The organism is Mesorhizobium sp. XAP4 (assembly GCF_029269325.1).
Classification (GTDB): domain Bacteria; phylum Pseudomonadota; class Alphaproteobacteria; order Rhizobiales; family Rhizobiaceae; genus Mesorhizobium; species Mesorhizobium ciceri.
The window spans coordinates 1-12,957 of sequence record NZ_JARIXW010000004.1 but is presented as its reverse complement, the minus strand read 5'-3'; the positions used below and the strand labels follow the sequence as shown (position 1 = coordinate 12,957).

At 63.1% G+C, this 12,957-nt stretch carries 11 protein-coding genes; 7 read left to right on the top strand and 4 right to left on the bottom strand.

All coding sequences use genetic code 11. The features are described from left to right. Positions 1–126 precede the first annotated feature (126 nt). The 4 genes from P3C39_RS17745 to P3C39_RS17730 all read left to right on the top strand — a co-directional run bounded on the left by P3C39_RS17745 (position 127) and on the right by P3C39_RS17730 (position 3,371). Positions 127–1,128: an Ldh family oxidoreductase gene (locus tag P3C39_RS17745; protein WP_275954193.1), complete on the top strand. Its 1,002-nt coding sequence runs from the start codon at positions 127–129 to the stop codon at positions 1,126–1,128. 241 nt (positions 1,129–1,369) lie between these two features. After that, positions 1,370–1,651 carry a hypothetical protein gene (locus P3C39_RS17740; RefSeq protein ID WP_013528193.1) on the top strand — a complete coding sequence of 94 codons (282 nt, stop codon included), beginning with the start codon at positions 1,370–1,372 and terminating at the stop codon, positions 1,649–1,651. A gap of 196 nt (positions 1,652–1,847) precedes the next feature. Beyond that, complete coding sequence (locus tag P3C39_RS17735) at positions 1,848–2,300, top strand: DoxX family protein (RefSeq protein ID WP_013528194.1); 453 nt, start codon at positions 1,848–1,850, stop codon at positions 2,298–2,300. 93 nt (positions 2,301–2,393) lie between these two features. After that, entirely contained in the window at positions 2,394–3,371 is a 978-nt protein-coding gene (locus P3C39_RS17730) for a complex I NDUFA9 subunit family protein (RefSeq protein ID WP_013528195.1), read from the top strand. A 29-nt stretch (positions 3,372–3,400) separates the two neighbouring features. Here P3C39_RS17730 and P3C39_RS17725 read toward each other — a convergent pair whose 3' ends face one another. Further along, positions 3,401–4,768 carry a cytochrome P450 gene (locus P3C39_RS17725; protein ID WP_275954194.1) on the bottom strand — a complete coding sequence of 456 codons (1,368 nt, stop codon included), beginning with the start codon at positions 4,766–4,768 and terminating at the stop codon, positions 3,401–3,403. 177 nt (positions 4,769–4,945) lie between these two features. On the opposite strand from P3C39_RS17725, the gene P3C39_RS17720 reads away from it, so the two are divergent. The 3 genes from P3C39_RS17720 (at position 4,946) to P3C39_RS17710 (ending at position 9,587) form a co-directional block, all read left to right on the top strand. Next, the gene (locus P3C39_RS17720) at positions 4,946–5,515 is read left to right on the top strand and encodes an NADPH-dependent FMN reductase (RefSeq protein ID WP_275954195.1); all 570 of its coding nucleotides are present in this window, start codon (positions 4,946–4,948) and stop codon (positions 5,513–5,515) included. 451 nt (positions 5,516–5,966) lie between these two features. After that, complete coding sequence (gene gyrB / locus P3C39_RS17715; RefSeq protein ID WP_013528198.1) at positions 5,967–8,438, top strand: DNA topoisomerase (ATP-hydrolyzing) subunit B; 2,472 nt, start codon at positions 5,967–5,969, stop codon at positions 8,436–8,438. Positions 8,439–8,669: 231 nt separating this feature from the next. Next, entirely contained in the window at positions 8,670–9,587 is a 918-nt protein-coding gene (locus tag P3C39_RS17710; protein ID WP_275954196.1) for a hypothetical protein, read from the top strand. A 98-nt stretch (positions 9,588–9,685) separates the two neighbouring features. On the opposite strand, the gene P3C39_RS17705 is transcribed toward P3C39_RS17710, so the two are convergent. The 3 genes from P3C39_RS17705 to P3C39_RS17695 all read right to left on the bottom strand — a co-directional run. After that, complete coding sequence (locus P3C39_RS17705) at positions 9,686–11,167, bottom strand: hypothetical protein (RefSeq protein ID WP_275954197.1); 1,482 nt, start codon at positions 11,165–11,167, stop codon at positions 9,686–9,688. Positions 11,168–11,314: 147 nt separating this feature from the next. Beyond that, complete coding sequence (locus P3C39_RS17700) at positions 11,315–12,712, bottom strand: NAD(P)(+) transhydrogenase (Re/Si-specific) subunit beta (RefSeq protein WP_013528201.1); 1,398 nt, start codon at positions 12,710–12,712, stop codon at positions 11,315–11,317. 6 nt (positions 12,713–12,718) lie between these two features. Beyond that, a partial coding sequence (locus P3C39_RS17695; RefSeq protein ID WP_275954198.1) for a proton-translocating transhydrogenase family protein occupies positions 12,719–12,957 on the bottom strand: 239 nt, incomplete at its 5' end.

Below are 12,957 nucleotides of genomic sequence, written 5' to 3'. Positions count from 1 at the left end.
AGTAGGGGAGTATCAGGCCACTATCCACATTCACATTTCCATCCCCATTCGCTATTCACTGCCCACTGTCCCGTACTCCCCTATTTCCTTACTCCCCTACTCCCCTACTCCCCTAGGACGGCCATGATGCAACTCAGTCTCGACCAGGCAAAAGGACTGTGCCGGATGGCGGCACTTGGCGCCGGCGCCAATGAGGAAGCGGCGCAATCGCTCACTGCTTCGATCATATCAGCCGAGGCCGAAGGGCTTTCCTCGGTCGGTCTGTCGCATTTCATCGACTATCTCGAGGCGCTGGAAGCCGGACGCATCGACGGCAATGCCGACCCGGTGATCACCCGGCCGGCGCTGGCAGTCTATCTCTCCGATGCACGCGGCGGGCTGGCGCATACCGGCTTCGACCGCACCATCGACGACCTCGCCAAGGCGGCAAAGCTGTTCGGTGTCGCCATCTTCTCGCAGAAGAACGCCTATACATGCGGCGCGCTCGGCTATTTCACCGGAAGGCTGGCAGCACAAGGACTGGTGTCGTTTGCAGCCACCAACGGCCCGGCCGTGCTTGCCGGCTCGGGCTCGGTCAAGCCGGTCTACTGCACCAACCCGATGTCGTTTGCCGCGCCTGCCGCCGACAGGGCGCCGCTGGTCATCGACCAGTCGTCGAGCGCCACCGCTTTCGTCAACATCCGCAAAGCGGCCGAGGACGGCAAGACAATCCCGGAAGGCTGGGCGCTGGACGCCAGCGGAAACCCGACCACCGATCCCGCCGCCGCCATAAAGGGTGCAATGCTCGCCTTCGGCGGTCAGCGCGGCGCCAACATCGCGCTGATGGTCGAGGTGCTGGCGGCGGGCCTGTCGGGCGCCAACTGGTCGCTCGACGCGCCATGGTTCAGCGGCGGGCCGGACAGCCCCGGCACGGGACTGTTCGTGCTTGCTATCGAACCCAAGCTGCTCGATCCAGATTTCGAGCAACGAATGAAGGACCAGCTTGACCGGCTGCGGCGGCGCTTCGGCGTACATGTGCCCGGTCGTGCTCGCGCAGAGGCCGCCGAGAAGGCGCAAGCGCGCGGCATTACCGCATCGAAGGCCGTGGTGCAGCGCATTTCCGAATTCGCCGCACGCTATTCTTCCTGAACATCTATTAAATATCAATCAGTTATCTGGAATTCGCCCGCCGCAGGCGCGGCGCAGTGCGATTTTCTTTGCGCGTCGCTGAACCTTTCCGCGCCTTGCTGCGACCCAGCTTTGTCCAGGGCAAGGCGAGCTTGCCCGATCCACACCGAGGGAAGCAGCAAACCGAAATCGAAAGCCTGCATCACGCGAAGGCCGGTCCTTCGCGCCTCGGAAAACTCAACCCAAATCAAAGGAAATTGCCATGACCAACACCAAGATCACCATGCTGACCGCCGTCCTTCTGCTCGGCTCGTTCATGGGCGCCACACAGGCAGCCACCCTGAAGGCCGCACCGGTCAAGCCGTCCAGCCCGGGTGTCATCGCTGCCCCGAGCGGCGGGGCCACCGAAGACCACTACTGCAAGAACGGCCATGCAAAATTCGCCAATTGCAGCGCTGATTTCGTCGCCGCCTGCAAGAAGGTTGGTGGCACCATGTCGGATGTTCAGGGCTGGGGTGGGCGTACTTGCTTCACGCCCTCCTGATACCGTCTCAGGTCAGGCCGCGCCGTCGGCCCCTGGCTTCGCATGGATGTCACCCGGAAAACCCCGCTTCAGCGGGGTTTTCTGCGTTTTGATCGCACGATGGTAAAACATTCTCGTTTTGGTCAACTTTTGTTTATTTGACTTCGACCAACCTGATCGGCCGTTTGCGCTGATTGAGCAAAACAGAGGAGCTACAATGTCGGCAAGCACGGACAATCCCCGCAACGCCCTTGTCATCCCGGTCCTTGGCAGGTTTTACGCGGCCCTGCACGATGGTGCCGAAACCGTTCTTCGCGTCGTCGCCGGCGGGTTTCTCGCGATCCACGGTTCGCAGAAGATCACCAATCCTTTCGGCGCTGCCGAGATGGTCGAGGGTCTCGGCTTCTATCCGGGCGCGTTGTGGTCGTTGCTTCTGGCCTGCACTGAATTCTTCGGCGGCATCTTCATCGCCATCGGGTTTTTGACGCGGCCGGCCGCCTTTGCCGGCCTGTTCGTGCTGCTGGTCACGGTCTGGTTCCACTGGGTCACCATGGGCCAAGGCTATTCGGGTGCGGAAAAGTCGCTGCTGTGGGCAGCGATCCTGCTCTTCTTCGTCATTCGCGGCGGCAACCGCCATTCGGTCGACAACCGTATCGGCAAAGCGTTCTGACAGGCTGACAGCGACGACGCGTCGCCCTTTGCCTTTGGCACGAAACGGATTATGAAACGGCTTCAGCCAAGCCTGCGAGCGCCGGAGCCAGCCATGACCGAAATCCTGCAGACCCCAAAGCTCGTCGTCGTCTTTGGCGGGTCAGGCTTTGTCGGCCGCCATGTCGTGCGCGCGTTGGCCAAGCGCGGCTATCGCATCAGGGTCGCCTGCCGGCGGCCCGATCTCGCCGGCCATTTGCAGCCGCTCGGCAATGTCGGCCAGATCCAGCCGGTCCAGGCCAATGTGCGCGTGCGCTGGTCGGTAGACCGCGCCGTGCAAGGCGCCGACCATGTCGTCAATCTGGTCGCCATCCTGCATGAGAGCGGCCGGCAGAAATTCTCCGCCGTGCACGAGTTCGGCGCCCGCGCAGTGGCCGAGGCCGCGCGCTCGGTCGGCGCCGGCCTGACCCACATTTCTGCGCTTGGCGCCGATCTGGACTCCGAATCAGACTACGCGCGCACCAAGGCGCTTGGCGAAAAGGCTGTGCTGGAGACGATCAAGGACGCCGTGATCTTCCGGCCGTCGATCAATTTCGGACCCGAAGACGGCTTCTTCAACCGCTTCGCCAACATGGCGCGCTATTCGCCGGTGCTGCCGCTGATCGGCGGCGGCCAGACCAAGTTTCAGCCGGTCTATGTCGGCGACGTGGCCGAAGCGGTGGCGCGCTCGGTCGACGGCAAGGTGGATGGCGGCCAGATCTATGAACTCGGCGGACCGAAGGTGCTCACCTTCAAGCAGTGTATGGAAGAGCTGCTCGACGTGATCGAGCGCAAGCGGCTGCTGGTGCCGGTTCCGTGGTGGGTGGCCAACATCCAGGCCTCGATCCTCGGTCTCCTGCCCAACCCGCTGCTGACCAAGGACCAGGTGATGCAGCTGCGCGAGCACAACATCGTTTCGGACGCCGCCAACCAGACCAACAGGACGCTTGCGGGGCTAGGCATCCAGTCGCAGTCGATCGCGACGATCCTGCCCAGCTATCTCTGGCGCTACCGCGCCGCCGGCCAGTTCCAGCAACGCAAGCCCGCGGCCTAATTCGGCGCAACTGCCTGAAGGTGTCACGCCTAACGCGGCGTGACCTGCATCGGTAGACCGCCTTGCGGCTGCGTGGTCAGTTTCTGTACCGGCCAGGGTTTCGTTTCGGCGGTGGTGTCGAAGCGGAAGCGCGACAGCATGATCGCCAGCGCGATGATCGCCTCCTGCATGGCGAAGCTGGCGCCGATGCAGACGCGTGGGCCGGCGCCAAACGGCAGATACTGGAAGCGGTCGATCTTTTCGCGATTTCCCGGGTGGAAGCGCTCCGGCAGGAAGGCATCCGGCCGGTCCCACAGTTTCCTGTGGCGATGCACGACCCAAGGCATCACCAGCACCGCGGCGTGCTTGGGGATATGAAGATCCTTCCACATTTCCGGTTCGATCGGCTCGCGGTTGATCGACGGCGCCGGCGGATAGAGCCTGAGCGCTTCGTCGAAAGCCGCGCGCGTGAACGGCATGGCATCGAGCCATTTCGTCGGATCGGGCTCGCGCTCCAGCACCTGGTCGATCTCCTGCTCGACCCGGTTGCGCTCCCAAGGTGATTCAGCCAGGCAATAGAGCGTCCAGCCGAGCGCACGCGCCGTCGTCTCATGGCCGGCGCCGATGAAGGTGATGATGTTATCCTCGACCTCGGCCCGCGTCAGTCCGTCGGGTCCCTCGGCCTTGAGCAGCAGTGTCAGGAAATCCTGCGGCACGGCATCGGGATCGCGCTTGAATTTCGCTTCGCGCATCTTGACCGTGTCGGTGACGATCTTGCGGAAATAGGCCATGGTCTTGCGGCCACGGATGCGGGTCAGCCTCGGCAGCCAGTCGGGCGCACGCAACAGGTCGAGCGGATCGACGCGACCCATGGTCTCGAACAGGCGGTCGATCTCGTTGGCGAAACTGCCGGGCTCGCCTGATATCTCGCCGGAAAACAGCGTCTCGGCCAGGATGTCATAAGTGAGCAGCGTCATGTCATGGGCGATGTCAGACGTGCCGCCGTCTTCGTAACGGGTGACGAAGTCCTGCGTGCGCCTCAGCATCGGCTGGGCGAAGCCGAAGATGTGGCGCGGCGTGAACACCGGCGCCATCGCCTTGCGCGACCGCTTCCAGACCTCGCCCTCGGCGGTGAGCAGGCCGTCGCGCAGGATCGGCCGCAGGATCTTCTGGCGCACCGTCGCCATCTTGTAGTTCCTGGCGTTGTCGACCAGCACATGCCGGATCAGGGCGGGATCATTGGCGACGATCAGATGTCCGCCAACGCCGTTCGCCGAGATCCACGGCTCGTTATAGGTATGCTCACCCCACAATTCGAGCGGGTTGCGGTAGACGATGCGGATCATCTCCAACGTCGAGGGCGGCGTCGTGCGCGGCTTCGGCGCCGGGGGAATGAAGGGGGCGGGCTGGATGTCCATGCTGTGCTCCGCTGATGACCCAATGTAGTGGGCCGCAAAGCAGGCGTCCATGTGACCGAACGGCAAGGCCCTACTCTCCGGAATGTGACCGGTTACCGCGAGGTGCCTTCTTGTTGCCCCGAGCGGCATGCCCTAGGTGGCAGTCACCAATGGATACCGCCACCGCAGGAGCCCAGCTTGAAGCACCAGTTGAACATCATCATCGGCAGCACGCGGCCAGGCCGCGCCGGACCGATTTTTGCCGAGTGGCTGGAGAGGTTCGCGCGCGAGCACGGGAAATTCGAGCCTGTACTGACCGACATCAATGCGTTCAAGCTTCCGGTGCTGGACGAACCGCACCATCCAAGGCTTGGCAACTACCAGAACGATCATACCAAAGCCTGGTCCAAGGCGATCGATGCCGCCGATGCCTTCGTCTTCGTGGCGCCGGAATACAATTATTTCGTGGCGCCGGCGATCGTCAACGCGATCGACTATCTCTCGCGCGAATGGAAGTACAAGGCAGCCGCCATTTTCAGCTATGGCGGCGTCTCCGGCGGCCTGCGCGCGGCGCAAGCGCTGAAGCCGCTGCTGACCTCGGTAGGTGTCATGCCGATCCCGGAAGGCGTCGCGCTGCCGATGTACCAGAAACTGCTCGACGAAAATGGCGCTTTCAACGCCAGCGAACAGGTGCAGGGCGGAGCCAAAACCATGCTCGACGAGCTGCTGCGCTGGAGCGAGGCTTTGAAGCCGATGCGGGCAGGCTGAAAACGCTGGTTTTCCGCAAAAAACCCCGGTTTGCTGCCATAGAGAGGTGGTCGTGCACAGGAACGAGCTGGGGGGCAGTTCGATTTGCGCTTGCTGTTTGCCTTGCTGCCTATGCTCACCACCGCCACCGCAGTGGTGGCGCCTGGCCCTGGTCATCGCCAACGACGACCACCGCCTGATCCGGCCGCCCGCCCGACATGACGCCGGGGCGCGATCGCAGCAGGCGGCTGGCGCCGAGATACAAGTTCATGATCAAGGTTTCTCAAGGACCCGCTGGCCGAAGTGAAATGGGGGCCGGCGGAGGCCCGCCATTGGCAGCCGGCCATTCCCAGTGAAATGCCTGCAAACCTTGGAAAAACCGCCTTTTGCGCCTATATCTAGTCGATATCAGAGGCGCGATTCGGCGCGGATTTTTCGCGCTGTGCAGGCGGCATCCAGACAACAGGTTTTCATGAGCGATCAGATCGACAACAACAACGGCGCTGAAGCCGAATACGGCGCCGATTCCATCAAGGTTTTGAAGGGGTTGGACGCTGTCCGCAAACGCCCCGGAATGTATATCGGTGATACAGACGACGGCTCGGGCCTGCATCACATGGTCTATGAAGTGGTCGACAACGCCATCGACGAGGCGCTGGCCGGTCACGCCGACCTCGTCACAGTGACGCTCAACCCCGATGGTTCGGTCACTGTGATCGACAATGGCCGCGGAATTCCGACCGATATCCACACCGGAGAAGGCATTTCGGCGGCCGAAGTGATCATGACGCAGCTGCATGCCGGCGGCAAGTTCGACCAGAATTCCTACAAGGTCTCGGGCGGCCTGCATGGCGTCGGCGTCTCGGTGGTCAACGCGCTGTCGGCGTGGCTAAAGCTGAAGATCCGCCGCAACGGCCAGATCTTCGAGATGAGTTTCACGCATGGCAATGCCGACGCACCTCTGAAGGCGACCGGCACCTATGAGCAGGACAAGCAGCCGGGCACCTATGAGGGCCGCAGCGGCAGCCAGATCACCTTCTTCCCGTCGGCCGAGACCTTCACCATGGTCGAGTTCGACTTCGGCACGCTGGAACACCGGCTGCGCGAGCTTGCCTTCCTCAATTCCGGCGTGCGCATCATTTTGACCGATGCCCGTCACGCCGATGTCGTGCGCCATGAACTGCACTACGATGGAGGCCTCGAAGAATTCGTCAAATATCTCGATCGCGTCAAGAAACCGCTGATCGACAAGCCGATCGCCATCCGGGCGGAGCGCGACGGGATCACCGTCGAAGTGGCGATGTGGTGGAACGACAGCTACCACGAGAACGTGCTGGCCTTCACCAACAACATCCCGCAGCGCGATGGCGGCACGCATCTGGCCGGCTTCCGCGGCGCGCTGACGCGTCAGATCACCGGCTATGGCGAATCCTCTGGGCTGACCAAGAAGGAAAAGGTCTCGCTGATCGGCGACGATTGCCGCGAAGGTCTAACGGCGGTGCTGTCGGTCAAGGTTCCCGACCCGAAATTCTCCTCGCAGACCAAGGACAAGCTGGTCTCGTCGGAAGTCCGTCCTGTCGTCGAAGGCCTGGTCAACGAAGCGCTCGGCACCTGGCTGGAAGAACACCCGAGCGAAGGCAAGGTGGTCGTCGACAAGGTGATCCAGGCGGCGGCGGCGCGCGAAGCGGCGCGCAAGGCGCGCGATATCACCCGCAAGAGTTCGCTCGGCGTCACCTCCCTGCCCGGCAAACTGGCCGACTGCCAGGAACGCGACCCGGCGAAATCCGAAATCTTCATCGTCGAGGGTGATTCCGCCGGCGGCTCCGCCAAGGGTGGGCGTTCGCGCCAGAACCAGGCGATCCTGCCGTTGCGCGGCAAGATCCTCAATGTCGAGCGGGCGCGCTTCGACCGCATGCTCGGCTCCGACATGATCGGCACGTTGATCACGGCGCTCGGCACCTCGATCGGCAAGGACGAGTTCAACGCCGACAAGCTGCGCTACCACAAGATCATCCTGATGACCGACGCCGACGTCGACGGCGCCCATATCAGAACCTTGCTTCTCACCTTCTTCTTCCGGCAGATGCCGGAGCTGATCGAGCGCGGCCATCTCTACATCGCCCAGCCGCCGCTCTACAAGGTGACGCGCGGCAAGAGCTCGCAATATATCAAGGACGAGAGCGCGTTCGAGGAGTTCCTGATCGGTTCGGGACTGGAGGAAGCATCGCTTACGCTCGGCTCGGGCGAGGTTCGCATCGGGCAGGACCTGCGTGGCGCCATCGATGACGCGCTGGCGGTGCGCCAGCTGATCAACGGCCTGCACACGCGCTACAACAGAGGCGTCGTCGAGCAGGCGGCGATCGCCGGTGGGCTCAACCCGGACGTGTTCGCCGATCTCGGCCGCGCCAACGACATGGCGGAGCGGATTGCAAAACGCCTCGATATCATCGCCGAGGACACCGAGCGCGGCTGGACCGGCCGCATGTCGACCTCGAATGAAGGCGTTGGCGGCTATGTGTTCGAGCGCACGGTGCGCAGCGTCAAGGAATATGCGCATCTCGACCTGGCGCTGATCAATTCGGCCGACGCACGCCAGCTCGACCGCTACGCACAGCGCCTCAGCGAGGTCTACGGGTCGCCGCCGGTGCTGCGCCGCAAGGATGTCTCCGAAACCATCTCGGGGCCGCTGGCGATGCTCAATGCGGTCTTTGCGACAGGCCGCAAGGGCCTGACGATGCAGCGCTACAAGGGTCTCGGCGAGATGAACGCCGAACAGCTGTGGGAAACCACGCTCGATCCGAACGTGCGCTCGCTGCTGCAGGTCAAGGTCAATGACGCGACCGATGCGGATTCGCTGTTTTCGCGGCTGATGGGCGACGAGGTCGAGCCCAGGCGCGAGTTCATCCAGGACAACGCGCTGTCGGTCGCCAATCTGGATATCTGATCTGGACGTTAAATCTGAATTGGCGCGCTGCGGCGCGCCAATTGTTCCACCGGCGGCAACAAAATCAATTTGCAACGCGCCGGAACGGAAGTCCCTGCGAGACATTGTGACAATATCGATCACAATTTCTAACAGGAGGCTTCCATGGGACGCGGCATTTTGCTCTGGTTGCTCGGCATACCGATCCCGATCATCATTCTGATCATGCTGTTCGTACGATAGGGGGCACTTATGCAGTCCACCCTATCGGCTGTCGACGTTTCCACTTCAACAGAATCCTCCTCCACCGCCGTCAGTTGGGGACCGATCATCGCCGGTGCCTTCGCGGCCTCGACGCTGACCTTCATCCTCATGCTGCTGGGCTCCGGGCTTGGATTGAGCATGGTGTCGCCCTGGTCGGGATCCGGCGCATCTGTCACCACTTTCGCGGCATCCACCGCCGTCTGGCTGATCATCGTGCAATGGCTGTCCTCGGGTGTCGGCGGCTACCTTGCCGGACGCCTGCGCACCAAATGGGTCGGCATCCACACGGACGAGGTGTATTTCCGTGATACCGCCCATGGCTTTCTTGCCTGGGCGTTGGCCACACTGCTCGTCGTCGGCGTGCTTGGCTCCGCGCTTTCCGCTGCCATAGGCTCGGGCGTGCAGGCGGTGTCCACCATCGCGTCTGGTGCGGCCATGGGCGCATCGGCGGGGGCTTCGGCCAATGCCGGCAGCGCGTCGGCCGACAACGCGACATCCTACCTGGTGGATTCACTGTTCCGTCCGGCTGATCTGGGCAAGCTCGCGGCCGCCAATCCGGACAGCGATGCGGCCGCGGTTGGGCAGGCTTCGCGCATCCTGATCGCCGGCGCCGCGGCAGGCGAGGTTTCCGCAGACGACAAAACCTATCTGTCGCAGCTGGTCGCCGTTCGCACGGGGCTTTCGGAAGCAGATGCCAGGACCCGGGTGGATGCCGTCCTCGCCAAGGCCCAGGACGCCAAGGTCAAGGCGCAGCAGGCCGCCGACACAGCCAGGAAGGCCAGCGCGACGTTTGCCTTGCTTGGTGCGCTCTCGCTGGCGATCGGCGCCTTTATCGCCAGTGCTGCCGCGGCCCTTGGCGGCAGGCAGCGCGACGATGAGGAAGCGGTTTTTATCACCAACCGTTGAACTGCACTTGCAACAAAGCCACTCTGGCCCGCCCGGAGCGGCTTTGCTTTGAAGTTGTCGAGCGGCGCTGCCTTGGCCCCGTTCGCTGAAATCCGTTCTTATTTTCGGGGAGGAATCGCCGGCACTTCGGCTTGGCTCGGCTCCAGTTTGCGACCGAGGTCGACAGCGTCGCGCAGCACGGCGAGATGCGAGCGCGGCTGATCGCCGGCGGCAACCTCGATACCGGTCGCCGCCAACGACCAGTACAGCGTGTGGGTGAAGACCCGGCCGAGGGAACCGCGCAGCTCGACCTGGATGTTTTCTATGCCCGGGCCGAAATTCTCCGCCATCGGCCCGGAGATCGGGTCGCCCGTCAGCCAACCGTTGCCGCGGTCGAAGATATTGGTCCAGCGCGTCGCAGCAAACACCGCGCCATGATGCACCGCCCGCTGCGGCTTGCCGGAAGAACGGTTGCGCCCTTCCTGATAAAGCACGGTGCCACCGGCCGCCGCTCCCTCGGCAATCGGCGGACATGCCGAGAACAGGCGCTCGGCGATGCCGCGCCTGAATTCAGCCAGATTGTGCGTCACCAGAAATTCGCTGTGGGTCAGCGGGCTACCAAGCGTGACGAAATCGCTGATCTTCCAAGGCCGATGGCTGTCGTCCCTGGTGCGCAGTTGGCGATAGAGCTCCCACTGATCGCGCCGGAACCCGGCAAGATCGTCAAGGCTGCCGGGCCATGCCGAGCCGTCGGCAACAAGCGTCGCCTTGTCGATGGCGTGGATAGCCTTCAGTTTCGCCTTGTCGCGGATGGCCTCCAGTTTTCGGGGCCTGAAATCGGACCACAAGATCTGCAACAGGTCATAGGCAATCATCGAGCCGAGGCTGTGCGAGACCAGCACGATGCGATCGTAGGTATCGTCCATCATCAGACGCTTCAGCAGTTTCAGGCCGCGGTCGCGGATCAGCGCGCGCTTCTCTACCGTGGCCGCTTCAGCGCGCACATAGGCCGCGACATCGCCGAAATAGGGAAGGCCAAAACGGTCCACCGACCAGATGACGAACGATGCCAGGATGGTGACGAGGACGCCGACAGTCCACGAAATCTGCTGCTGCCAAACCGACGTCGCAAGCGCGAGCGTCGCGACCAGGACGATGATGACGGCAACCAGAGTGACCAGATAGAGCTTTCGGGCGTCCGGCGGTATGTCGGCGGGCTTGCGCCACAGCAGATTTGTCACCCAGGCGGCAAGCCGGCCTCGCGTCGTGCCCTGCGTGATGTCGGCCCAGTAAAGCTCGTAGAAGTCGGTGCGGCGGCCATCGACATCGTAGGGCGTGGTGATGCGGCGAAGTTCGTACGAATTGGTCCGGCTGTCGGGAGTGATCCAGCTCTGGTTGATCTTCGCGCCGGCGGGGTCGGCCGGATCGGCGACATGGGCATAAAACGGCGCGCGGTTGGCGTCATGGCTCCAGACAGCCTGGACAAAGCCTCGCAGCGTATCCATCGGCCGCTGTTCGCCCATGCCATGCACAATCACCACCGCCTGGCCAGGTTTGCGCGGCGCTTTCCCGGCGGGCGGCGATGCGATCGGGTCAGGCACCAACGTCTCCGTCGACGACAATCCCGCCGTCGAGGCGGGAATTCGTCATCGTAGCGCCGAAATCGCCGTCAAGCCAAGAAAGCCAGCCAAGAAAAAGCCCGGCGCGAAGCCGGGCTCTTCTTGGCGTGTCCCGGCGCTTATCCCGGATCAGTGATCCATGGCCTTGACGATCTCTTCGGTCATCTTCTTGGCGTCGCCGAGCAGCATCATGGTGCCGTCCTTGTAGAACAGCGTGTTGTCAATACCGGCATAGCCGGAACCGAGCGAGCGCTTGACGAACAGGCAGGTGCGCGCCTTGTCGACGTCGAGGATCGGCATGCCGTAGATGGGTGAGGACTTGTCGTCGCGGGCGGACGGGTTGGTGACGTCGTTGGCGCCGATGACATAGGCAACGTCGGCTTGCGCGAACTCAGAGTTGATGTCCTCAAGCTCGAACACCTCGTCGTAGGGCACATTGGCTTCGGCGAGCAGCACGTTCATGTGGCCGGGCATGCGGCCGGCGACCGGGTGGATGGCGTACTTCACGTCGACGCCATTGGCCTTGAGCTTGTCGGCCATTTCGCGCAGTGCATGCTGCGCCTGGGCAACCGCCATGCCATAGCCCGGCACGATGATGACTTTCTGGGCGTTCATCATGAGGTAGGCGGCATCGTCGGCAGAACCCTGCTTGACCGTGCGTTCGATGCCGTCATCGGCGGCCGCTGCCGTCTCCCCACCGAAGCCGCCGAGAATGACCGAGATGAAGCTTCGGTTCATGCCCTTGCACATGATGTAGGACAGGATCGCGCCGGATGAGCCGACCAGCGCGCCGGTGATGATCAGCGCCAGATTGCCGAGCGTGAAGCCCAGGGCTGCCGCCGCCCAGCCGGAATAGGAATTCAGCATCGAGACGACGACCGGCATGTCGGCGCCGCCGATCGGGATGATCAGCAGGATACCGAGCACCAGCGAGGCGGCAACGATCAGCCAGAAGACCAGCTTGGACTCGGTGGTGACCAGCAACACGATCAGCACGACGAGCGCGATGGCAAGTGCGGCGTTGATGAAGTGGCGTGCGCCGATCATGATCGGCTTGCCGGACATGCGGCCATCGAGCTTGAGGAAAGCGATGACCGAGCCGGTGAAGGTGATGGCGCCGATGGCAACGCCAAGGCTCATCTCGATCAAGGCCTGGGCATGAATGTCGCCATCCGTGCCGATGCCGAAGCTTTCCGGGGCATAGATCGCGGCAGCCGCCACCATGACGGCGGCAAGGCCGACCAGCGAGTGGAAGGCAGCGACCAGCTGCGGCATCGAGGTCATGGCGATGCGGCGCGCGGTAACGGCGCCGACGCCGCCGCCAATGGCAAGGCCGAGCACGATCAGGCCGAAGCGACCGGCGGACGGGGTCGCCAGAGCCAGTGTGGTGGCGATGGCAATACCCATGCCGATCATGCCGTAGAGATTGCCCTGGCGGCTGGTGGTCGGATGCGACAGGCCGCGCAGCGCCATGATGAACAGGACACCGGAGACGAGGTAGAGGAAGGACGCGAAGTTGGCGTTCATGGCGCTCTACTTGTCCTTCTTCTTGTACATGGCCAGCATGCGCTGGGTGACGAGGAAGCCGCCGAAGATGTTGACCGAAACCAGCATCAGCGCGACGAAGCCGAAACCGGCGGCAATGCCGGAGGCGGCAATGCCGACCGCAAGCAGCGCACCGACGACGATGACAGAGGAAATGGCGTTGGTGACCGCCATCAGCGGCGTGTGCAGCGCCGGGGTCACCGACCAGACGACATAATAGCCGACGA